This window comes from Rhodanobacter sp. FW021-MT20, from assembly GCF_041107475.1.
Classification (GTDB): domain Bacteria; phylum Pseudomonadota; class Gammaproteobacteria; order Xanthomonadales; family Rhodanobacteraceae; genus Rhodanobacter_A; species Rhodanobacter_A glycinis.
Genome location: NZ_JBGBPX010000014.1, coordinates 15530 through 38865 on the forward strand (window position 1 = coordinate 15530; position 23336 = coordinate 38865).

Here is a 23336-nt window from a genome sequence, read left to right on the forward strand (position 1 = left end):
AAGCCATCGCGCACAGGGTGCGCTCCTACGGGTGAGGCGGGTCGATGCGCATCACTGAACTGGCGGGTCGACGTATCGCTGTCTGGGGCTTCGGTCGTGAGGGGCGTGCAGCGATCCGCACGATTCACCAGCGGCTTCCGGAGCTGCCGCTGGCACTCTATTGTCGCGAAGACGAGGTCGCCGCTGCGCGCGACTTCGATCCCGCGCTCACGGTCTACGGCCACGAGCCGGAAGCGGTGGCGCTGTCGGCCTATGACGTGGTGGTGAAATCGCCGGGCATTTCCGCTTACAAACCCGCTATCGTTACCGCGCAGGCACAGGGCACTGCGTTCACTTCCGGCACCGCGCTGTGGTTCGCGGAAAACCCGGATGCACGCGTGATCGCGATCACCGGCACCAAGGGCAAAAGCACCACCACTGCCTTCGTTGCGCATCTGGCGCGCTCGCTTGGCGTGCGCACGGCGTTGGCCGGCAATATCGGCCTGCCGCTGCTGGAGTTGCAGGGCCAAAACGCGGAGTTGTGGGCGGTGGAATTGTCCAGTTTCCAGACCGGCGAAGCCGGTCCGCTGGAATTGGGCGTGGTCACCAGCCTGTACGAGGAACATCTCGATTGGCACGGCTCGCGCGAACGCTACGTGGCCGACAAGCTAAAGCTCGCCGACGTGTCTCGCACGCTGCTGGTCAACGGCCTGCAGCCGACGCTGCTCGCGCACACCGCGGCGCACTCGCATCGGCTGCTGTTCGGCACGCCTGAGGGCTGGCACGTGGCCGACGGTGCGATCCGTCGTGGCGAAGAGGTCGTCTTCGATCTTGCGTCGATGGCAGCGCCTGGCCTGCACAATGCCCTGAACGCCTGCGCCGCGCTGGCTGCGCTGGAAACCATGGGTTTCGACGCCGTGAAGGCTGCGCCTGCACTGGCGACCTTCCAGGCGTTGCCGCACCGCCTGCAGTCGCTGGGCGAGCGCGACGGGGTGAGCTGGATCAACGACTCGATCAGCACCACCCCGCAAGCCACGCTGGCCGCGCTGGACAGCTTGGGCGAACGCGAAGTCACGGTGATCGTGGGTGGCCATGATCGCGGGCTGGACTGGTCGGATTTCGTGCGGGCGACGAAGAATCGCGCGCACCTGCGCATCGTCGCCCAGGGCGCCAACGGCCCGCGCATCGCGCAGGCGTTGCGACAGGCGAAAACCGAATTGCCCCTGGGCGAAGCCGAGGATTTCACCGACGCGGTGGCGATGGCCCGCATCGTCACCCCGGAAGGCGGCGTGGTGCTGCTGTCACCCGGCGCGCCCAGCTTCGACCAGTTCAAGGACTACGCCGCGCGCGGCCGCCGTTTCGCCGAGCTGGCGGGGTTCGATCCGGCCGCTATCACCAGCATCGACGGCATGGGCATCGAAGGCGCTTCCCAACAGTAACCGTCGCCCCGATCCGCCTGGGATCGGCCGCGTTCGGACTGTTTTTCGGGTTGCGAGTACCCAAATCGGTCTCCGTTAATGGGTCGGTGAACGGGAAGTCGTCTTCCACGCTCGACCTGACTGGCTTTCACCGCGAGCACCCGCGTCATGGCAGCCACGGTCAATGCGTCGATCGCCGAGCGTCCGCAGCGCAGCCACATCGGTGCCATCGATGTGGTGGTTTACTCGATGGACGCCAAGAATGTGGTCACCATGGCCGGCTCCATGCCGTAGAGGAGACGCCGAAAGCACTGACCGTCGCGCAGATCAACGCGGCGATCCGCAAGCACCTGGACCCGAAGAAGCTGGTGATGGTGAAGGCGGGGACATTCGCGGACAAGTGATTCCGCTGCGCGTTGCCTGACGCAAAACCGAAGGCCGCTGTCCGGAAGGATGGCGGCCTTTCTCGTGCGCGATGATGTGGCGGGTCATGGTCGTGCAAGCCACGGCGGCGGTTGTCGTGCGGTTCATTCCGCAGCTCCCGGATGCGGGTTGTCCGTCCACCCGTTAACCGGGTGTGGAGTCGTCAGGTCGGCGCGGGGACCGCAGGTTCACGGCGGGGCCGCCACGCTGTCAGCACCCCCAACAGCACGGTCATCGATACACGCCGTGCGTTCCCACAAGGAGATGCCATGACTACCGCACCCCGTTTCCTTTCCGCGTCCACTCTTTCCGGCGATGCCATCAAGAATCCCCAGGGCGATTCGCTGGGTGACCTGAAGGACATCATGATCGACACCTCCACCGGCAAGGTGGCTTATGCGGTGTTGTCGTACGGCGGCATCCTGGGCATGGGCGACAAGCTGTTTGCCGTGCCGTGGGAATCGCTGGCGATCGATGGCGAAAACAAGTGCCTGATCCTCAACGTCAGCAAGGAACGCCTGAAGGATGCACCCGGTTTCGACAAGGACCGCTGGCCGAATTTCGCCGATCCGGCTTTCGCCGACCAGTTGCGCGGCTATTACCGTTGAAGTGACGCTGGCGCGGATCCGCGCCAGCTCTTCACGCGCCGATGAGGGCGGATCGACTGCAATGTGCGCACACCTCGGCGCGCCGATCTGGCGCGCCGACTTGCACAGGAGCCATCGATGTCTTCCTTCGCCATCTACCTGATCGGCATCATCATCGTGATCGGCGGCCTCGCCTACATCGCCGTATTGGCCCATGTACCCAACCAGTGGATCGTGGGTGGCGTGGTGGTGTTGCTCGGCCTGGGCATCCTGGGCGCGGTCACCAAGACCCGCCGCAAGGATCCGCCGGAGTGACTGGTGATCGCGTCGAATGACTGATCAACCCGTGGGGCCGCGCGGCCCCATGGGTTTTCCAACTTTCAGGCTTCAGCCCGTTTCCCGATCCGCCGCGCGCTCCACCTTGCTGTCGCGCCGCAGTGCGTTGAGCAGCAGGCTGCCGCCGAGAACCACGGCCACGGCCAGAAAAATCACCGCGAGGTAAGGCAGGCCGAACCAGCGGCCGCTGTCTGCCGTGCCCTTCACCAGTGCCGCGCCCACCACCAGCGCCGCGATGATGATGCCGCTGGCCACGCGGTTGGCGATCTTCTGCATGCTTTCCATCATGCGCGACTCTTCCAGCCCGTCGATGCGTACGCGCAGGCGGTTCTCCGCCAGCGTGCGCAGGATCGCCGCCATGTGCTGCGGCGTGTGTCGCGCCAGTTCCTGCATGTCCAGCCATTCGCTGGCCAGGTTGGCTGGTGACATCGAGCTGATGGCTTGCTGGCGCAAGACCTGCTGCAGGTGTTGCTCCACCAGCGCGCGCACATCGAGGTTCGGATCCAGCGCATCGGTGACCGCTTCCAGGTTGAGCAGAGTCTTGCCCAGAATGCTCATCTCCGGCGGTGGTCGCAGTCCGCAAGCCGCACCGATGCGGGCCAGTTCCAGCACCAGCCGTCCTTCGGAGAAGCCGCGTCTGGCGCCCTGGAATCCCACATAGCTGGATACCAGCTGGTCGAGTTGTCGCCGATAGGTGCCGTGCTGGAAATCCTCCAGCTGGGTGCCCATCGCCTCGCTGATCTCGCCGACCTGGTCGGCGTTGCCGCCGATCGCGCCCAGCAGCAGCTTGAGCAGGTTGCGGCGGGTGCGCGGGGTCAGCCGCGCGACCATGCCCAGATCGAACAGCGCCAATCGCCGGTCGTCCATCAACAGCACGTTGCCTGGGTGCGGGTCGGCATGCACCAGACCGTGCACGAACACCTGATCGAGGTAGGCGCGCATCAGCTCGGCCGCTTCGGCACCCATCGGCTGCTCGATCCGCCGCACCGCGGGTATGTGGGTCACCTTGACCCCGCGCACGCGATCCATGGTCAGCACGCGGGTGGTGGTGAAGCCCTCCACCGGCTGCGGCACGTACAGCCGCGGATAACATTCCAGATTGGCCGCGAAGCGTCGCAGGTTGTCCGCTTCCAGCTCGAAGTCGATCTCGTTGGCGAGGCTGTGGCGCAGCTCGCTGACCCAGTCGACGAAGCCGTAGCGACGACCCATCTCGGTCATCCGCTCGGCCGCACCGGCCAGCTTGTCCAGGATCGCCAGGTCCTCGCGCAGGGTCTGCGCGATGTGCGGCCGCTGCACCTTGACCACCACCGCACGGCCATCGCGCAGCGTCGCGGCATGCACCTGCGCCATCGAGCCGGCCGCCAGCGGTTCGTCATCGAAGCTGCTGAACAAGGTGGTGATGCGCGCGTCCAGTTCTTCCTCAATCACCGCGCGCACGGCCGCGACCGGCGCCGGCGTCACATCGTCCTGCATGCGCTCCAGCGCACTCATGTAGGCCGGCGGCACCATGTCCGGGCGGGTCGACAGCGCCTGGCCGATCTTGATGAAGGTGGGGCCGAGCGCCTCCAGATCGTTGACGAACTGTTCGGGCTGGCCTACGGGAACCTGGTCGGCCTGGTCCGCCAGGGTGCTTTCCTGCACATCAAGATCAAGCCCGTCGAACAATCCGGCCTTGCGATAGCGCAGCAGGAACGCGCCGATCTGCGCGTAGCGGGAAAGGCTGCCGTAGTCACTCATGCGTGGGATCCCCATCCGGTCGAGTCCGGTACGTTGGACGATCCTGGCGGTTGTTGCGGCAATGCCGCGTCAAGACCCGGGTCTTGACGCGGTGGGGCCATCATTCGCTGGCCGGCACCTTTGTGTTGAAGCCCGCCGCCTCCAGTTCACGGGCGGCCGCTTCCATGTCGTGACGCATGGTAGGGCTGGACAGGAAATCGCGCCCGAGTGCCTGGCCCAGCACGCGGCCGGCGAAGATGTCCTGCGGCGTGTGCACGCCACGCACGACCCGGCGCCAACCCACTTCCCGCGCGTAGCGGTCAAGCGCCGCCGCGCGCTGCGGGAGCAGGTGGCCGAGCAGCAGGGCGAATACGGTCGCCCGTGTGCTGTGTCCGCTGGGGTAGCCGTAATCGCGGTTCTTCCAGTCGGCGGCATCGCCTTCCGGGTCCCACTGGCACGAGTTGACCGGGCACGGCCGCTCGCGATGCCAGGTTTGCTTGGCTTCGTTCTTGGCGCGGTTGGTTTCCTTCTTCACTTCGGCAAACAGGGCGGCGGTGGCGGGCAGCCGCTGTGCGGTGAAATCCGGACCCAGCACGGCCGCGAACGAGAACACGCCGAATTTTTCTTCCTGCTTCGCACGCGCGGCCTGTGCGGCGGTCCGTGTGGTGTAGGCCTCGAAGGTGACGGTGCGGTCGGCGGCGTCTTCGGCGGTTCCCAATGCCGAGGGTGCCGGCAGTACCGCGACGGAGGCGTGCAACTGGGCGTCGCTGAGGTAGTGCCGGGGCGCGTGCGCGTGGCCGATGTTCAGCATCGCCAGACCAAGCACGGCAACACATGCGCGGGCGGAATTCAGGGTCATGCGGGTGCTCCGGTGCATGTCAGAGTGCCAGCGACACGGAGGCGAACCAGCTCCGTCCGGGCAGCACGAGGTAGTAGGTGTCGCCCTTCTTCACCGAGTCGGCAACCTGCTGCCTGGCGTCGAACAGGTTCTCCACCTGCAGCTTCAGCTTGTAGCTCTTGATGAACGAGCCGGTGAGGTTCTGGCCGTAGCCCAGGCTGAGCGCGGCACGCCAGAAGCCGCCGCTGTTGCTGGTGGCGGTGACCGAAGTCGCCTCGTCGGGGTTGAAGTCGCCGTTGTAGACCTTCTGTGCACCGATGTATTTGCCGGCCAGCGCGGCGAAGAAGCCGCCCTGCGCGTAGTTCACGCCCAGCGCCGCGGTGCTGCCGGGCACATTGGGAATGTCCAGGCTGGAGCGCTTGAAGCGCGCATCGAGCAGCGAGCCGTTGGCGAACACGCTCACCCCGCTGCCGACGTAGTAGGTGGCTTCTGCTTCAACGCCGTGCATGCGTGCACCTTTGGCGGTGGCGTAGATGTCGTCGTGGGTGACCGGGTCGACCGCGCTGAGCGGGTAGTTGTTGTAGTCGATGAAGAAGACGTCGGCGTCGGCGTTGAAGCGGTCGGTCTTGTATACCGTGCCGAACTGGTAGTTCATCGTCTGCTGGGGACGTGCGCGGTTGAGGCGCGGGTCGGGCACGTAGAACTGGTTGAGGTTCGGCGCGAGGAAACCCTGTGCCGCCTGTCCGTAGATGCTCCAGTCGTTGCCGAGGCGGTAGTTGGCGCTGAGGTAGCCCAGCGTCTTGCGCCAGGTCTGGTGGTACTTCAATGGCAGCTTGGTGCCCTGGTTGTACGGCGTGTCGATGTAACGGGTAAAGGCGACGTTCTTCACGCCGGGCGTGATGGTCAGCGCCTCGCTGGCCTGCCAGGCGTATTCGGCGTACAGCTGGGTGGTGCGCAAGCGATCATTCATCGTGTACTTGTAGGGCGCGTAGGGATTGCTTTCGCCGGGCATGATGTCGATCGCGCCACCACGGCCATAGTCCACCGCCACGCTGGAGCGGTCGTTGGAGGTGTATTCAAACCAGCCACCGACGCGGAGCTGGCCATGATCGTCGGTATGCGCCAGGTTGAACGTGTCGCCCCAGGCACGGTAGTTGTTGACCTTGTAATAGCCGCCCATCGCCGTCTTCGAACTCTTGGTGCCGACGTAGGCGCTTTCGTGGCTGCCATTGGTGTAGGCATAGGTGTACAGCTTGTTGTCGAGCTGCCAGGTTTCGGTGAGGTCGCTGCGAACGCCCAGGTATTCCATGTCGGTGTTCTTGTCCTGGTAGTTGTAGCAGTCGCAATCGGTGCTGGCCGGGTCGGTGTTCAGGCCGAAGTTGCGGCCCAGCGTGTCGATCTGCTGCTGGGTCAACTTGCCCTTGTCCGGCTTGTTGAAGTGGATCGTGTTGTAGTTGCTGAGGAAGGTGATTTCGGTGCGTTCGCCAACCGGCTGCACATACTTCAGGTAACCGGTGGTGCGCCGCATCGGCGATTGCGTGTTCGCGGTGTCGGTGTCGTTGTATTGCACGCTGGCGATCAGCTTGCCGCCGTTGAGGCTGTCGATGCGCCCGGTATCGAGCTCCAGGTGGGTCAGCGAAGTGCCATAGCTGCCAACGCTGTAGGTCGGGATGAACGAGAACGTATCGCGCGCATCCTTCGAGCGCAGCGCCACGGTGCCGCCGAACGTCGCTGCGCCCAACGTGCTGGCACTGCCGGGACCACGGTCGACGCTGATCTCGCCGATCATCTTGGCCGGGAAGTAGCTGCTGGTGTGGTGGCTGAAATCGTTGGTGTCGCCGAACGGAATGCCGTCATAGCTGACGTTGTACTGGTTGTCGCTGAAGCCGCGCAGGGTCATCTGCTTGGATTCGCCCAGCCCCGGTCCGGCCGGACTGATGTTGCTCACGGCCGGTGCAATGTTGGCGATGCTGGCGTAGTCGGCGGTGGGCGCCGAGTAGTTGTTGATGTAGTCCAGGCCGATCACCGACTGCGGTTGCGTCGCGTCCAGCTCACTTTGCACCGGGGCCTGGGTGATCGCGGAGGCGGTGATGGCGCGCACCTCCACTTCCTCCAGTTGCTTCGTGTTGGTGATGTTCGCCGAGCTGCTGCTCGGCATCGCCGTGCCTGGCTGGCCATTCGTGGTTGCGGCATTGGCCACGCCGGCAAACGACAGCGATGTGGCACACCAGAATGCCATGCGACGGGATTGTCGGATGGCCACGACCAGCGGGCGCCTGGAAAAACGCGCACGGCCAATGGCACGGCCTGTCAGCATGCATGACGTCATGATCATAGTGTCCCGGGGCGAAGCGAGGAGGAAAGCCGTCGAGAGTAGGGGGGCTTTTTGACTTTTTTGTTGCGCTGGGGATGCAGGGAAAAGTCATGCATCGATGGAAGTCCGCGCCATGGCGAGCGGGCTGCCAGCGGCGGGCCCGGGATGAGCGGTCGTGGCATGGGCGCTGGATCGGCCGGATGGCTTTCGCCGCACGCTCGATCTCGGTTTCGTCACGCAACAGGTCGCACGATGCTGCTGCTCTTTCCGGTGCACGGAGTTCGAGACATGTTTGATCCGAAGAGTTTTCGAATCGATGGTCAGGTGGCGGTGATCACCGGCGCCGGCGCGGGAATTGGTCGCGCCATTGCCGAAACTTTCGGCGCCGCGGGTGCCGTGGTGGTGGTCAGCGACCGCGACGTGGATGCGGCGAAGTCGGTGGCCGAGGCCATCGTGACGGCGGGTGGCAAGGCGGCAAGCATGCCTTGTGATGTAACGAAGGAAGAGGATCTGGCCGCGCTGGTCAGCGGTACGGTGACGAAGTTCGGCAAGCTCACCATCCTGGTCAGCAATGCCGGCGGCGGCGGCCCGAAACCGTTCGACATGCCGATGGCGGAGTTCCGCCGTGCGTTCGATCTCAACGTGTTTTCGCTGTTCCGCCTGGCGCAGCTGGTTGCGCCGGAGATGGCGAAGGCCGGCGGCGGGGCGATCCTGGCGATCACCTCGATGGCGGGCGAGAACAAGAACAAGCGCATGGCGTCGTACAGCGCATCGAAAGCGGCAACGAATCACCTGATTCACAACATCGCATTCGATCTGGGCCCGATGGGCATCCGCATCAACGGCATCGCGCCGGGCGCCACGCGTACGGCAGCGCTGGAGTCGGTGCTGAACGACGATATCGAGAAGGCGATGCTGATGCACACGCCGATCCATCGGCTTGGCGAGCCGCAGGACATGGCGAACGCGGCGCTGTTCCTGTGCTCACCCGCGGCGGGTTGGGTCAGCGGGCAGATCCTGACGGTGTCGGGTGGTGGCGTGCAGGAACTGGATTGAGTTGCCGGCTGTGCAGTGGCTGATCGACGTGGTCATTGGCCGGACTCGTCGTTCGGCCGGGGGAGAAATGACAGTCAGTCATGGCCGTCAGCGGCCATACGAGGCGGCGGCTTCATTCACGCGCTTGTCGTCGTCGAGACGGATATGCACGCGCAGCCAACTGGCGAACTCGGCCTCGGACAGGCCGCCTTCGGCGAGGGCGACGTAGTGTGGATACAAATCGAGATCGTCTGCATCCAGAACGGCATCGTTGAGCATGATGAAAGTTTCGCAGGTCACCGCGGCCGTGCGCTTGTTGCCATCGACGAAAGGGTGATTCCGGGCCAGGCCGAAGGCGAGGCTGGCAGCGAGATCGGCGAGGTCGGGCGGTCGATCGCCGTAGCTATGCAATTGTTGTGGGCGTGCCAGCGCCGAATCCAGCAGGCTTTCGTCGCGCACGCCGGTGCCGCCACCATGTTCGGCGAGTTGGCGCTCATGGATGGCGATGGCGAGCGGTCGTTCGATCCAGATGATCATGGTCATCACCTACTGCGCCAGTTTGTGCAGGAGCGTACGCCGCTTGCGCATGACCTCCTCGGCCACTTCCATCTGCTTGGCCAGGGTGGGGTCGTAGGTGGTGAGGCGGATGCCGTCGGGGGTTTCCAGTGCGAACAGTTCGTCGCCTTTTTCCAGGCGCAGGCGGGCCAGCAGCTCGCGCGGCAGGATGACTCCGGCGGAGTTGCCGATGGTGGTGATCTTGAGTTTCATGACGGCCTCCAAAGAATGGTTATAACGTATGTTATACGTAGATGCCGAGCCAAGTGCAATGCTCCCGGATGCCTTGGTGGGGTGGCGGGCCAGCTTCATGGGCGTTACCGGGCGAGCCCAAAAACAAGGGGCCGCATTCGCATGCGGCCCCTTGGTCTTTTCAGTGCGTGAATCGGCTTACCAGATCTTCACGCGCTGATCGGGCTTCAGATACAGCTTCTGGCCCGGCTTCACCTTGAACGCGGGGTACCACGCGTCGAGGTTGCGCACGGTCAGCGCGCGGAACTGCGCGGGCGCGTGCACGTCGGTGCTGAGGCGCTGGCGCAGCGCGGCATCGCGGATCTTCGAACGCCAGGCCTGGCCGAAGGCGAGGAAGAAGCGTTGGTCGCCGGTAAGGCCGTCGATCACCGGCGCCGGCTTGCCGTCCAGCGACTTGTGATAGGCGATGTAGGCGATGGTGAGGCCGGAAACGTCGGCGATGTCCTCGCCCAGGGTCAGCTCGCCGTTGACGTGCACGCCGGGCAGCGCTTCGTACTGGTCGAACTGCTTGGCCAACTGCTGGGTGGCCGCCTTGAAGTGGGCCAGGTCGGCCGGCGTCCACCAGTTCTCCATTTTGCCTTGCGCATCGAACTCGGAACCGGTGTTGTCGAAGCTGTGGCTGATCTCGTGGCCGATGATGGCGCCGATGGCACCGTAGTTGGCGGCGGCGTCGGACTTCGGATCGAAGAACGGCGGTTGCAGGATCGCGGCGGGGAAGTTCAGCGCGTTCTGCAGCGGCAGGTTCACCGCGTTGACCGTCTGCGGCGTCATCCACCATTCGCCACGATCCACCGGCTGGCCGAGCTTGGCCTTCTGGTGTTCGTATTCGAACTTCACTGCGCGCAGGTGGTTGCCGAGCGGATCATCGGGCTTGATCTCCAGCGAGGCGTAGTTGCGCCAGGTTTCCGGATAGCCCACGCCAACCTTCAGCGTGGTGAGCTTTTCCTTGGCCCTGGCGCGCGTGGCCGGAGTCATCCAGCTCAGCGTGTCGATGCGCTCGCCGAACGCGGCAATGAGATTCTGCACCAACTGCTGCACTTCGGCCTTGGACGAGGCAGGGAAGTACTTCTTCACGTACAGCTCGCCCACGGCATCGCCGAGGTCGGTGTTGGTGGCGCCCACGGCAAGTTTCCAGCGCGGCTGCTGTTGCGGCGTGCCCTGCAGGTTCTTACCGTAGAAGTCGAAGCTGAGGTCGGCAAAGGCCTTCGGCAGCAGCGGCGCCCCGGCGTTGATGGTGTGGAAGGTCAGCAGGTCCTTCCATGCGTCCAGCGGTTCGCTGGCCACCAGCGCGGACAGGCCGGTGATGGCGCTGGGCTGCCACACGTCGATCTGTTTCTGATCGCTGAGGCCGGCGGCGGCGAAGTAGGCGGTCCAGTTCAGGCCTGGCGCCTTCTTGGCGAAGTCGGCCATGTTCCACAGGTTGTTCGCCTTGTGCACGTTCTCGCTGTCGAGCAGGCTTTCCTGCGCCTTGGCGATCTTCGTCTCCAGGTCGAGGATGGTCTTGGCCTTGGCGTCCGCATCCTTGATGCCGGCCTGCTTCAGCAGCGCCACGACATAGGTCTGGTACTTGCCGCGGGCCTCGACCATGTGCGGGTCGGTGGACAGGTAATAGTCGCGGCTGGGCATGCCCAGGCCGCCTTGCAGCAGGTAGGCGACGTGCTGCGACGGATCTTCCAGGCCCTGCGTGACGAACAGGCCGAACAGGTGCTGGGTGTGGAAGTGGGTGGCGTTGATCGGATCGACGTCGGCGCGCAGACGGCTGCCCAGCACGCGGGCCAGATCGTTCTTCGAGTCGATGTCGTGGATGGCCGACAGCTCGTGCTTGAGCGGCTTCAGGCCCAGCTTCTCGATGTTCGCCTCGTTCATGTACGCGGCGTAGTAGTCGGCGATCTTGCGCTCGTTGCTGCCCGGGGCGGCGTGGTCACCGCGCGTGCTGCGGATCAGGTCGGCCGTGTGCTTCTCGGTCTGCTCGTAGATCTTGAGGAAGGTGCCGGTGCTGGAGCGATCATCGGGGATCTTCGCCGTCTTCAGCCAGTTACCGTTGGCGTAGTCGAAGAAATTGTCACCCGGCTTTACCGCGTGGTCGATGCCCGAAAGGTCGATGCCGATATTGCCCTGCTGCGCAGGCGTGGCCGCCCAAGCCGAGGAACCACAAAGCGCGGCGGCGACAGCCGCGGCCAGAATCCATCGTGTGCGTTGCATGTGAGTCACCTCGTGAACTTGGGAGGCCCGCGTCACATGGCAACGCGAGCGACAGGAAAAAGTCGCGCAAGCATGCCACCAGGACGCGCGAAGGGCACGCCGCGACGCGGAAAGCGTTTACGTTGCCGCGAGGGGGACTTCGCTCGTGTACCCGGCTCGGGCCGCTTTTCCAAGGCGGGTTGTCGGAAGCCAGGATGGCGTGCCGGCGGGGACGAGGCCGTCCGTGGCCCCGACGCCGGGATCAATGTCCGTGATCGTCTTTCCTGCCGTCTTTCCCGTGCGGCTCGACCTTGCGCTGTGGCTGTGGACGGGCGGAAGGGCGTGCGTTTTCGTGGCGGACCGGCGCGGCCTGCTCGCGCACGACGGGGCGCACGGGTTCCGGCCTCGGTTCGGCGCGGAACGACTTGGCCGCGGGGTGTGGACGCTCCATCACCGGGGCGGGCCGCTGCGGGGCGCGCGGCAGGGAGTGCGTCGCTTCCGGCATCGCCCGTGGCGCGGTATGACGGACTGGCGGCTCGCGCGGCGCGACTGGCACGGTGGTGTGGCTGTTCACCACCCGCGGCATGGGTTGCAGGTGTCCGCGGGTGGGCCCGGTCACCGGGCGCGCATGAGCGGTCGTCACGGCAGGGCGCATGTCGTAGCTGCCGCGTGTGGTCGGCAGCCTGGCGGCCTGCGGCCTTGGCGCGATCGCCCGCTGGCGCGCGGAGGATTCCGCTGGACGGATGGCGACGGCGTCGCTGCGCGGGCCTGGCACATGACTTCCACGCGCGCCAAAGTCGGGCATGCTCATCGGCTTGTGCGCAACTTGCGTCGGCGTGCGGGCGATGGCGGCGCGGGGCTCGCCCGGCTTCATCGCGAACGCTTGCGCGTTGGCTTCGCCGCGGTTGTCGATGCGTCGATTGTCGATGCGGCGGTTGTCGTTGTGCTGGTTGTTGTTGATCGTGGTGTTGCGCTGGTTGTTGCTGTTGACGTTGCTGTGGTTGTAGATGACGTTGCGGCTGTTGTTGATGTTGTTGGTGACGTAATGGTTCACCACGGTGGTGGAACGCGAGATGTAGGTGGTGTTGTTGTGGATCACCGCCGGGCGTTGCCAGTCACCGTAGTGGCCGCCGCGCTCGCCATCGCGTCCGCGTGCACCCCAGTTCATGCCCCAGCTTTGCCAACCGTAGTTCGAGCGGGCCTCGTCGTGATGGTGTTCGAGCAGCGCGCCTACCAGGATGCCCACGCCAAAGCTCACGGCGCCGACGGTCACCATCTGGCCCGTGCTGTATTCGCGCGGACGCTCATAGACGTAACCGGGGTAGCTGGGCAGCTCTTCGCCGTACACGGTTTGTGCGTCGTACTGTGGCACGTAGACGGTGTCGGGCTGGGCCGGCTGGATCTCGATGATCTGCTCGGGCGCGGGGACCACGGCCGGGCCGTTGTAGACGGGATAGCTGTTGTCGTCACTGACGTCGTCGACCGGTTGCACGGGCACAGTCTGGGTGACGACGCGCATCTGCGCCGAGCTGCGCAGGCTGCCGTGTTGCGTGGCGCGCCGGCGCATGACCTGGATCGCGTTCATCACGTCGGTCGGGTCGTTGACGTAGGCTTCGCCCAGCGCCGTCGTCCAGTCGATGTTCCTGGCCATCTGGTCGAGCACGGAGGGAAACGCGGTGAGGCCCTTCACGCTCGGGTCCCACGGTTGCTGGGCAATCGCGGTCTGCAGGTCGGCGCCTTTCAGGTTCGGATTCTGCACCAGCACGTTGTCGGCACGGGTAATCTGGTCGGGATAGGTCGAGCCGGCCAGTACCTGAGCGATCAACTTGTCCGGGAACAGCGCGATGGGCGCGACCATCTGATAGAGCTGGTCGGCACTGGGCGGTGTGTATGGCGTGGCAGCCGGTGCCGCGGTCGAGCTCGATGCGGCCGGTTGAGCGGGAGAGGATGGCTGGTTGCTGTTGCATCCGACCATTGCCACGACGCTGGCACAGAGCAGTGTGCCAGCGGTCTTGCGTATCCAGGGGTGGCGGTTCACGGGTGTCTCCCGCACTGCGATTGAGTGGTGCAGTCCGTGGTCGACAGAGTCGTGCAACGGCTGCCGCATGCCTGCTGACATGGGGTAGCAGGCGCGCTCAGTATCCGGCGACGAGTTGAACGGCGGCTGTCGAATTCAAGGGCGGCCACGGTGCCGCGCGCGGCGGCGTGGTGACCGTTCAGCAGCCTGGCAAAAAGGCGTTAAGGCAGGCTTGCGCGGTCCTGTCGGAAACCTATTTCTCGATGCGGTAATTGAAGCTGGCGCGGCTGAAATCGGTGGCGTTCTCGGCCTCGAAATTCCAGCGGTGGCTGAGGCGAAAGCGCAGCGTGATGACCTGGCCCGGGTCGAACAGGCCGACGCCGTAGCTGAGGTACAGCCGCGGCGACAGGTACTTGCCGACGGTGAAGGCGGCGCTGCCACCCAGCGCATCGCTGCTGGACACGCCCATGTCCAGGCCGGTCTTCGCACCGATGCTCTTGGCCAGCAGGTCGCCGGTGGCCGAGCCCAGTGCCTGCGCGGCGGCGCCAACCATGTTGCCTTCGCCGCCCTTCACCTGCGACAGCGGCTTGCCGGTGACCAGGTAGGACAGGGCATCGGACTGTTCCATCACCGGGTTGGAGAACACCGTAAGCACGGGACGCCGTGCGGTGCCGGTGATCAGCAGGCCGACTTCCTGGCCCTCGTCGATGGTGGCGTTCGGGTTGAGCTTGCGCACGGCCTTGATGTTGAGGCCGGGGTTGTCCACGGGCGTGCTGGCGAACAGCAACTGGCCGCGCTCGATGTGCAGGTTCTGGCCGTAGGCCTTGTAGGTGCCGCTCACGCTGACCTGGCCCTGGCCGGTGGTGGCCCGGCCCGGACGGTCGTTGACGGTGAGCACGCCGCCAAGGCGACCATTCAAGCCCAGTCCGACCACATGCGTGCGATGGCCAAGATCCACTTTCACCGAGGCGGTGATCGGCACCGGCGTGCTGGCCGTGGGTTGCTGCGGCTGGTCCACGATCACCACGTCGGGCGAGGCCTGGCTGGCACCGCCGCCGGGCAATTTCTCCACGTTCACGTCGGCACTGTCGATGCTGACGCCGCCGCCGACGTTGATGCCGGCGGCGTCCTGCTTCACCACCAGGTCGGGCGAGATCACCACCTTGGCGGCAGGGATGTCGGCGGCGGTGAAGCGACTGCCCTTGAGGGTGATCGACGTAGGTGCCGCGGCACCGATGCCGGCGGTGCCGGCGACGGTGAGCGTGCCTTCGCCGGACTGCACGCTGCCGTCGATACGGAACTGCTTCGCATCGGTGGTCTGCACCGTCATGTGGCCCTTGACAAGCTTGAGCCCGGCATCGGGCACTTCCGCCGCGAAGCCGTCGAGCGTGGCGTTGCCGGTGATCGCGGGTTGCGCCAGCGTGCCGCCAAGCTGGAAGCTGCCATCGAGCTTGCCTTTCACGTCGGCCACGGTATCGGTGAGCAGTTCGACGAAACCGAGCTGGTTGAGGTGAAGCTCGATCTGGCCCCCCAGTGCCTGCTGTTTCCCGGTGATGTTTATCTGGCCATCCAGACGGCCATCACCATCCAGCTTCGCATGTGCCTGGATTTGCTGCGAGGCAGGCGCCAGCGTGGCATTCACGGCGAGATCGTCGTAGCTCAACAACGGTTGGCTTGGATGATCGGTATAGGTGATGCTGCCGTGCGCGGAAGTGATGCTGGCGTTGCCGCTGAGTGCGCCGGCGGCATTGCGGTGCAGCTTGCCGTTGCCGTCCAGTTTGCCATCGGCGCGCATCGGCACATTGGCGATGCCGGCGGCATCCACGAGCAGCGCCAAAGGCAGTGCATGCAGGCGGTAGCTGGCGTCGAGATTGCCACCCTTGTCCTGTTTCGCGGCCACGCACAGCAGGGGATCGCCGGCGGTCAAACACAACTCGGACAGGCTTGCCGCGCCATTGTTCCAGGCCAGCTTCGCCGGTTGCTGCAGACGCCATTCGGGCATGCCCTGTGGGCGCAGGTTGAGCGTGGACAGTGTGCCGTTCCACGCCGAGCCTTTCAGGCCGCCGCGCAGGATCAGTTGTGCGGAAAGTTGCTGGCCTTGCGCGTCGAGCTTCAACTGATGCGTGGCCTGGCTGCCTTCAGCCAGCAGATTCACCTTCTGGAAGGCCAGGCCACCGGCCTGCACGCTGGTCGTATCCAGCTCCAGCTTGCCGGCGGGGTGGCTGATGTCGGGCACGCCGACCACCAGCAGCAACTGGTCGGCTTTCTGTTGTTGCCACACCAGCGACTTGCCGCGCACGTGGCCATTGACGCTCAGCGAAGGCCACAAGCCCTGCACGCGGAAACCGCCGTCGAGCTGGCCACCGGAAGCCGGCAACCAGTCGCCGAGCGAAGCGACCGAGAGCGTCAGCTGGATGTCGTTGCGGTTGCCCGGCTTCGCGTCGATCTGCACGTGGCTTTGGCCGGCATTCAAGGCCAGCTTGCCGTCGACCACCTTGCTCGGCGACAGGTGCAGCTTGCCGCTGCCCTCCACCTTGCGCTGGCGCAATTCGCCGACGAGCTTGTGCAGGTCGAGCGTGGCCTCGGGACCTTGCGGTGTCAGCGTGCCCTGGCTGTCCAGCGCCAGATCCAGCGCGCCGTTCCAGCCGGCGAACAACTGGCCGGGATCGAGCTTCTGCGCGCTGGCCTTGACGTTCCATGCCAGTGCCGGCTGCAGGGTCAGCGTGCCGCTGGCATCGAGGCCGCCTTGCGCCTGCTTGAGTTGCAGCGTGTGCAGGGTGACGAGTTTCGGCGTGCCGTCCAGGTTCAGCGCCAGCTTGGCGAGCTTGCCCGGCGGTCCGATGTCCACGTCGCCTTCGGCATGGTATTGCTCGGCGCTGCCATGCGCGGTGAGGCTGCCGTGGCTGGCCAGCGCCTGGCCGACCAGTTCCGCCGGCAATTGCAGGTTTTTCCATGTGATGGCGAGGTTGCCACTCACCGGCTTCGCGTCAAGCTGCAGTGTGCCACTGGCGTTGAGCGTGCCGGGAACCTGTGGCGAGGACAACTGCAGCTGCTGCAGCTGCAGGGTTTTGTAGTCGCTGTCGAAATGCGCGCTCAACGGTTGCAGGCGCACCGTGTAATGGTTGAGGTCGAGCTGGCCGTTCAACGTGCCGCCGAGCTTGTCGCCGCTGCCGCTGAGGTGTGCTGCCAGCGTCTGCAGCGAGCTGGCGCCGAGCAGTGGCTTGGGGTCGAAGGACGGCAGGTCCAGCTTGGCCGTCCACGGCCATTGGCTGGATTGGGTGAGGTCCAGCGTGAGCGCGGCGGTGGTGGGCTTGGTCAGGGCGATTTGTGCATGTGCTTGCTTGCCGTCGCTGGTGGCGGTCAGCGTACCGGCGTATTCGGTGTCACCCACGCGCCAGGCAAAGCCGGCCTTGCCGTCACCCTTGTAGCGCCGGCCAACGGCAAGCTGGCCCACCAGTTCGGCGTGGCCGTCGGGCGCCTGCAATCCGAGCTGTTTCACCGCAATGCCGGCGTTGGTCCAGCTCGCAGCAAGATCAAGTTGGTTGGCGGCAAACAGCGGTTGCCCGCCCTGACTGATTTTCGCGTTGGCGACGTGCACGCGATCCAGTACCAGCGCAATCGGCGGCTTCAGCGAAAAGCCGCTGGAACTGGGCGGTGTTTCTTCGCTCGCCTTGGGCAGCGCCACATCGACGCCATCCACGTCGAGATCGATCACGTGCAGCCGTTTGCCCAGCAGTGGCCAGAAGCGCCATTCGAGATGCGCTTTCGCCAGCGTCACCACCGTGCCCTTGCCGTCGTCGTAATGTACGCCGGACACATCCAGCGGGCCGAGCAGGCGGCCCTGCGCATGCTTTACCGTCAACGCACCATGCATCGCACCTTCTGCCCGCGCCAGCGCAAAACGCAACCCCGCGCCGGTGTCCAGCAACCACCACAGCAGCACCGTCACGAGCAACAGCAACGCGGCGAAGGCGATGGCGATGCGCTTGAGCCACTTCATGCGTGGGCTTCCATGGGAGGAGCGTGCTTCGCACGAGTATTCGACTGGATTCCGGCCTGCGCCGGAATGACGGTGAGGGGTGTGGTGCGTGAATCGAGATTGGAGCGGTTCGGCTGCACGGAGAAAAGCTGGGAGTGGCAGCTGACGGCAGCCCCTCTCTTGCCTCGGTTATCGGTGACGGCGCGGTGTGGCCGTCGGTGTAACAAGAGGAGCCGCGCCATTTCCAAAAAACCTTGACCGTCAAGGCTTGTAGGGTCGGCGGGTTCCATCAGGCCATTTCTCTGGGTTACTTCTCTTGACTCCGGGCATCCTGCCCTTCGCCCTTCGGGCCAGTTTCGCTGTTTGCTACCGCTCCAGGCGGTAGCGTGGGCCAGCAAAGAAAGGTGGCTCGCTGGCCGGCAGGGCAGCGAAAGCCCGCCGCAGGCGAGCAATCTAGCGTCCACGCCAAAGCCAGCAAAACAAGTCATAAATCCGGCCCGATCACGATATGCAACTCCACCCCATGCCGGTTCCTGTCATGGATCGGCGTGCCCAGGTCAACCCGGATCAACCCCACCGGCGAGCGCCAGCGCAAACCCAGACCAGTGCCGACCTTCGGCCGATAGTCGAAGCCGTCGAAGGCGTTGCCGGCATCGACGAAGGCGGCAATGCCCCAGTTGCGGGTGAAGTAGTGCTCCACCGTGGCGCTGGTCACCAGCAGGTTGTGGCCGCCGATCACGCGGCCGTAGCTGTTCTTCGGGCCGATGGTCTGGAAGCCGTAGCCGCGCACCGAGCGGTCGCCGCCGGCGAAGTAGCGCAGTTGCGGTGGCAGCGCCGCGAAGTCGCTGGTCCAGGTGGTGCCGATGGCGCCGCGCAGGATCAACCGGTCGCGCCGGGTAAAGGCCTGGATCCATTTTGCGTCGGCAGTCACCTGGCTGAAGCGGGCACTGGAGAGCAGGGTGCCGGCGGTGCTGCGCGCGTACAGGCTGAGTGACCAGCCATGGCGCACGAAATCCGGGTTGTCCGCGTGCTTGCGGGTGAGTGAGGCTTCGGCGAACACCAGCTTGCTGCGGCCATGCTCGACGCCGGGCGCGTTGTCCGGTTCGTTGCCTTGCTTGCCCACGGTGAAGGTGCCGATCAGCGCGTGCACGCCCAACGTGCGCACCCAGCCATGCCATTGCCGGGTTTCGTTGCCGACCAGTTCCAGCGTGCGTGATTGCGAGGTGTCGGTATTGGCGTCGCGGTAATTGGCACCGAAGTTGTAGCTGCGCTGGTTCGGCCCGGGCATGGGAATGGAGTAGAGCGTGGACAGCGTCTTCAGCCGCTGCGCCACCACGATCTCGTTCTTCCATTTGTGGCCGCGATTGTTGACCCAGCGCCGCTCGACGCCGCCACGCAGGCCGAAGCCGGTATCTGTGCCGAAGAATGGACCGCCGGTGTAGACGGTGCGCTTGGCCGGCGCCAGCTGCACGTTGACGTCCACGGTACCGTGCTTCGCCGTGTCCACATCCGGCAGCACGTTGACCACCGAGAAATAATCGGCACCGTTCAAGGCCTGCTGCAACGTGAGCAACTGGTTCTGCGAGAAATAGTCGCCGGACTTGAACGGCACGTAGCGTTGCAGGAAACCTTCGCGGAACTGCGAGCCCTCGAAGTGCACGCTGCCGTAGCGATAGCGCGTGCCTGCTTCCCATGCCAGCTTCACCACGGCGCTGCGCTCGGCACGATTCACTTCCACCCGGTGCACCTTCAGTTTGGCATCGAGGAAACCGTCGGCGGTAAGCGCGCCGCTGAGCGCATCGCGATCGGCATCGTAGGTGGCGTCGTCCAGACGCTGGCCTTTGAGGCGTTCGATCTTGTGTGCTGCGTGGCGGATCGAGGAAATCGCCAGCGTGGCCTTGTCGAGCTGGATGTCCACGGCGGTCACCTTGACCGGCTCGCCCGGCTTCACGTGCAAGGTGACCTGCCAGTCCTTGCCGACACGCTTCAGGTCGGCGGTGACGGTGGCGTCGTAATACCCATACGGTTGCAGCGCCTTGCTCGCCTGGTCCGGCGCGCGCTCGTAGAGTCGACGAGCCTGGGCGTCGCTGACCTCGCGCGTGGCGTATTGCGAGAGATCCACGCCGGCAACCACGGCGCCCTTTAGCGGATCCTCGACACCATCCACCACCAGCAACACGCCCGCGTGCGCGAACAGCGGAAGCAGCAGGAGCAGGGCAAGGCCCCAACGGGCGAGACCCGGGCGTCGGGAACGGCGGCGCATGTGAGGGGATCCGTCCTCATTCGGGGGTGTGGGCAGGCGTAGCTTACCCCAGCGTTCGTTGGGTTCTTATGAAAGCAAATGCGGCCGATGGCTCAGCCGGCCGCATCGCCCGAGCGATGTGCGATCCATGCACCGATCACCGCCGAGAAGTAGGGGATCGACTGCGCGGCCAGGATGAAGATCCACAGCTCGCCTTCGATGTAGCGCGTGCCGAAGCCCTTGATCATGCCGATGATGCACAACACCAGCGCGCAGGCCATCAGGCCTTCTTCGCGTACGGGGGCGAACGCGGCGAGGCTGCTCTCGCCGAGGCGACGGCTCTTCGCCGTCACCACGAACGAGGTCTTTTCGCGCGTCAGTCCGTGCAGGATGCCGCGCGCGATGGCGTGCGACAGGCCCATGCTGGCCAGCGAGGCCATCAGCGTGTCGTACCAGCCGCACGGCACGCGGGCGCGATACAGCACGATGCCGAAGATCGCCTTGGCGAAGAAGAAACCGATCACCGGAATCAGGAACAGCTGCATCGGCAGGCTGAACAGATTCGGGAACGCCACCATGCCGGCGGTCCAGAAGATTGCCATCAGGGTGAAGATCAGGTGCAGCGCATCGGCGAACCAGCTGAACCAGCCGGTGAGAAAGTGGAAACGCTGGCCGGCGGTGAGCGGGCCCTTTTGTGTCATCCAGTTCCAGCGGCCCTTGAGGATCTGCATCGCACCGAATGCCCAGCGATAGCGCTGGCTCTTGTACGCCTTGAAGTCGGCCGGGGTCAGGCCCTTGCCCATCAGCTCGTCGACGTAGACCAGCTCGTAGCCGGCATGCATCAGCCGCAGGCCCAGCTCGGCATCCTCGCAGATGGTCCATTCCGACCAGCCGCCGGTGCCTTCCAGCGCACTGCGCCGGACCATGGTCATGGTGCCGTGCTGGATGATCGCGTTGCGCTCGTTGCGGTGGTGCATGCCGATGCGGAAGAAACCGTCGAACTCCCACGCGGTCATGCGGCGGAAGCGGTTGTGCTCGAAATCGCGGTGCGCCTGCGGGCACTGCACCACGGCCACCTTGGGGTCGTGGAAGTGGCCGGTGAGGGCGGCCAGCCAGTCGGGGCGCACCACGTAGTCGGCATCGATCACCGCCACCACGTCGGCCTCGGGCGCGGTTTCCTTCAGGCCGAAGTTCAGCGCGCCGGCCTTGAAGCCTGGCCATGGTTCCAGGTGGAAGAAGCGGAAGCGCTTGCCCAGCTTCTCGCAGTACTCCTTCACCGGACCCCATACCGCCGGGTCCTTGGTGTTGTTGTCGATCACCAGCACTTCGTAGTTGGCGTAATCCAGCTCGGCCAGTGAATCCAGGGTGAGCTGGACCATCTCCGGCGGCTCGTTGTAGCAGGCCAGATGGATGGATACGAACGGCTGCTTCTCCGGCACATCCGGTCGCAACATGCCGGCGTGGCGAATCCACTCGCGCCGCCACAGCACCTCGGTGAACTCGAAGCCGTTGATCAGCAGGATGGCCAGGATCGCCAGCTGGGCCGGGAACAGCAGCACCAGCATGGTCCAGTCGATCCAGTCGAGGTAGAAGTTGAACGGCAGCGTGGCCGACCACACGATCAGCGTGCAGGCCAGCTGGATCAGTCCGCAGAAGAACAAGCGGCCGGTCAGCTTGAAGCGCGCGAAACGCCGCGCGAACCACAGCATCGGCAGCAGTGCCAGCAGGCTGGCGGCCAGCGCCTTCCACGGCCAGCCGGTGTCCTCGGTGACCGGCCCGGTGAACGGGAACTTCAGCTGGCGGTCGGCGGTGAACATGCCCCAGTACGCTTCGGTGCGGCCCGAGAGTTGCTCCTTCCACGGCTGGTCGAACGCCTCCATCACGTAGTAGTCGATGTGGTCGCGCTTGGCCACGTTGAACCACTGGCGCAGGAAGATCGCCTCGTTGGATACGGAGGGCTCGGCGTATTCGTGGCGGTCGCCGTTCGACGGCCAGCCGATCTCGCCCACCACGATCGGCTTGTAGGGATAAAGCTGGCGCAGGTGCTGGTAGCTGCCCAGCGCGGCGCCGATGGCGTCCTTGCGCGGGATGCCGTTCCAGTACGGGAACAGGTGCACGGTGATGAAGTCGACATGGCTGACCAGCTCCGGGTATTTCACCCAGATATAGTCCGGCTCGGCCACCGACACCGGCTGGCGGATCGCCGCGCGCACGCGGTCGACGTAGGCCATCAGCTGCGCCGGCGGGATGTCGTTGCGAAACAGCACCTCGTTGCCGACGATCACCCGGGTGATCGTTTTCGGATAGCGCCGCGCCATCGCGATCAGCGCCTCGATCTCCTTCTCGTTGTTCTCCAACCGCGTGTCGATCCAGGCCCCAGCCAGCACGTGCAGGCCTTCCTTGTGCGCCAGCCGCACCACCTGCGGGTTCTGCAGCATGGAGTAGGTGCGGATGTTGTCGCTGTACTTGTGCAGCAGGTGCAGGTCGCCGGCGATCTGCTTGTCGCTGGGAAAGTCGTTCTGCAGCGGGTTCTGGTAGCGCTGGAACAGCGACACCGCGAAGCCGTTGATGGGGCCGTGCCAGTCTTCCGGGCCGTGCGGCAGGTTGCTCCACCACCACAAACCGATATTCATGGCGGCCACCACCAATGCCAGCAGGATGGCCGTAAACAGCGAGGGTCGACGTGGCGGATTGGAGGGTGTGGCGCTCAAGGAAATTCCCGTGGGTGCCTCTCCCGAGGCAGGCGTAGCCCGGCGAGCTTAACCAATCGGTGGTTGTCCGCTCAATAAAACGTGGGAAATGCAGTCAGCGCTAGGTCAGGGGCTGGCAACCCGGGGAGGGCGAAGCCGTGCCGGCAGGCCCCTGTCCGGGCGACGCGCCCATGCGCCGGGACGGCGGCGAGGGCGCGTCGCAAACCGGCTGGTCAGCTCATTTCAGCAACGAACGCAGCATCCAGGCGGTCTTCTCGTGCTCCTTCAGGCGGCCGGTGACCATGTCGGCAGTGCCTTCATCGCCGGCCTTGTCGGCTGCCTTGATCGTGTCGCGCGCGGTGGCGGCGGCGATCTCGTGGCCTTCGACCAGCTGGTTCACCATTTCCTTCCATTCCGGCACGCCGGACTCTTCCTTGATCGAGGTGAGCTTGCCGAACTGGCTGTAGGAGCCGGGGGCGAACACGTCCAGCGTGCGGATGCGCTCGGCCACTTCGTCGGCGGCCAGCCACAGTTCGTTGTACTGGGTCTCGAACATGGCGTGCAGGCTGTTGAACTGCGGGCCGGTCACGTTCCAGTGGAAGCTGTGCGTCTTCAGGTACAGCGAGTAGGTGTCGGCCAGCAGCTTGGACAGGTGCTTGGCCACCACCTCGCGGTCTTTCTTGGCGATGCCGATGTTCAGGGCCATGGGTTGCTCCTTGTGGGTATCGATGGGAGAACGTTTCGTCGCCATGGACATTAGCGGCTCGCCCGGTG

Annotated in this window: 16 protein-coding genes; 5 read left to right on the forward strand and 11 right to left on the reverse strand. The window is 65.0% G+C overall.

The features are described 5' to 3' along the window. The first annotated feature begins 44 nt into the window (after positions 1 to 44). From murD to AB7849_RS14215, 4 genes are all read left to right on the forward strand, one after another. Positions 45 to 1418, forward strand: a complete 1374-nt coding sequence (murD, locus tag AB7849_RS14200; protein WP_008210456.1) for a UDP-N-acetylmuramoyl-L-alanine--D-glutamate ligase — start codon at positions 45 to 47, stop codon at positions 1416 to 1418. Positions 1419 to 1565: 147 nt separating this feature from the next. Continuing rightward, entirely contained in the window at positions 1566 to 1691 is a 126-nt protein-coding gene (locus AB7849_RS14205; RefSeq protein WP_256364896.1) for a hypothetical protein, read from the forward strand. 398 nt (positions 1692 to 2089) lie between these two features. Beyond that, positions 2090 to 2428, forward strand: coding sequence for a PRC-barrel domain-containing protein (locus AB7849_RS14210; RefSeq protein WP_008210458.1), 339 nt, complete (start codon positions 2090 to 2092; stop codon positions 2426 to 2428). 117 nt (positions 2429 to 2545) lie between these two features. Next, positions 2546 to 2722 (forward strand): hypothetical protein, encoded by a 177-nt coding sequence (locus tag AB7849_RS14215; protein ID WP_008210460.1) that lies wholly within the window; start codon positions 2546 to 2548, stop codon positions 2720 to 2722. 72 nt (positions 2723 to 2794) lie between these two features. On the opposite strand, the gene AB7849_RS14220 is transcribed toward AB7849_RS14215, so the two are convergent. The 3 genes from AB7849_RS14220 to AB7849_RS14230 form a co-directional block, all read right to left on the reverse strand. Then, entirely contained in the window at positions 2795 to 4480 is a 1686-nt protein-coding gene (locus AB7849_RS14220) for an ABC1 kinase family protein (RefSeq protein ID WP_008210462.1), read from the reverse strand. Positions 4481 to 4580: 100 nt separating this feature from the next. Continuing rightward, complete coding sequence (locus AB7849_RS14225; RefSeq protein WP_008210464.1) at positions 4581 to 5318, reverse strand: phosphatase PAP2 family protein; 738 nt, start codon at positions 5316 to 5318, stop codon at positions 4581 to 4583. A 19-nt stretch (positions 5319 to 5337) separates the two neighbouring features. Further along, the gene (locus AB7849_RS14230) at positions 5338 to 7536 is read right to left on the reverse strand and encodes a TonB-dependent receptor (protein ID WP_237711796.1); all 2199 of its coding nucleotides are present in this window, start codon (positions 7534 to 7536) and stop codon (positions 5338 to 5340) included. Between the two features lie 363 nt (positions 7537 to 7899). On the opposite strand from AB7849_RS14230, the gene hdhA reads away from it, so the two are divergent. Next, positions 7900 to 8667: a 7-alpha-hydroxysteroid dehydrogenase gene (gene hdhA, locus AB7849_RS14235; protein ID WP_008210467.1), complete on the forward strand. Its 768-nt coding sequence runs from the start codon at positions 7900 to 7902 to the stop codon at positions 8665 to 8667. 87 nt (positions 8668 to 8754) lie between these two features. Here hdhA and AB7849_RS14240 read toward each other — a convergent pair whose 3' ends face one another. From AB7849_RS14240 to AB7849_RS14275, 8 genes are all read right to left on the reverse strand, one after another. Continuing rightward, positions 8755 to 9183 (reverse strand): type II toxin-antitoxin system death-on-curing family toxin, encoded by a 429-nt coding sequence (locus tag AB7849_RS14240; RefSeq protein WP_037099368.1) that lies wholly within the window; start codon positions 9181 to 9183, stop codon positions 8755 to 8757. Between the two features lie 9 nt (positions 9184 to 9192). After that, entirely contained in the window at positions 9193 to 9414 is a 222-nt protein-coding gene (locus tag AB7849_RS14245) for an AbrB/MazE/SpoVT family DNA-binding domain-containing protein (protein WP_008210470.1), read from the reverse strand. Between the two features lie 177 nt (positions 9415 to 9591). Next, complete coding sequence (locus AB7849_RS14250) at positions 9592 to 11655, reverse strand: M13 family metallopeptidase (RefSeq protein ID WP_008210471.1); 2064 nt, start codon at positions 11653 to 11655, stop codon at positions 9592 to 9594. Between the two features lie 241 nt (positions 11656 to 11896). Beyond that, a complete protein-coding gene (locus AB7849_RS14255) occupies positions 11897 to 13672 on the reverse strand; it encodes a DUF3300 domain-containing protein (protein ID WP_202799632.1) in 1776 nt (591 codons plus the stop codon). A gap of 232 nt (positions 13673 to 13904) precedes the next feature. Beyond that, positions 13905 to 17651, reverse strand: coding sequence for a translocation/assembly module TamB domain-containing protein (locus AB7849_RS14260; RefSeq protein WP_008210473.1), 3747 nt, complete (start codon positions 17649 to 17651; stop codon positions 13905 to 13907). 463 nt (positions 17652 to 18114) lie between these two features. After that, positions 18115 to 19893, reverse strand: coding sequence for an autotransporter assembly complex protein TamA (locus AB7849_RS14265; RefSeq protein ID WP_369501199.1), 1779 nt, complete (start codon positions 19891 to 19893; stop codon positions 18115 to 18117). Positions 19894 to 19985: 92 nt separating this feature from the next. Then, on the reverse strand, positions 19986 to 22505 hold the full coding sequence (locus tag AB7849_RS14270) for a glycosyltransferase family 2 protein (RefSeq protein WP_439822720.1): 2520 nt from the start codon (positions 22503 to 22505) through the stop codon (positions 19986 to 19988). A gap of 295 nt (positions 22506 to 22800) precedes the next feature. Further along, a complete protein-coding gene (locus AB7849_RS14275) occupies positions 22801 to 23268 on the reverse strand; it encodes a Dps family protein (RefSeq protein ID WP_008210481.1) in 468 nt (155 codons plus the stop codon). Between the last annotated feature and the right edge of the window lie 68 nt (positions 23269 to 23336).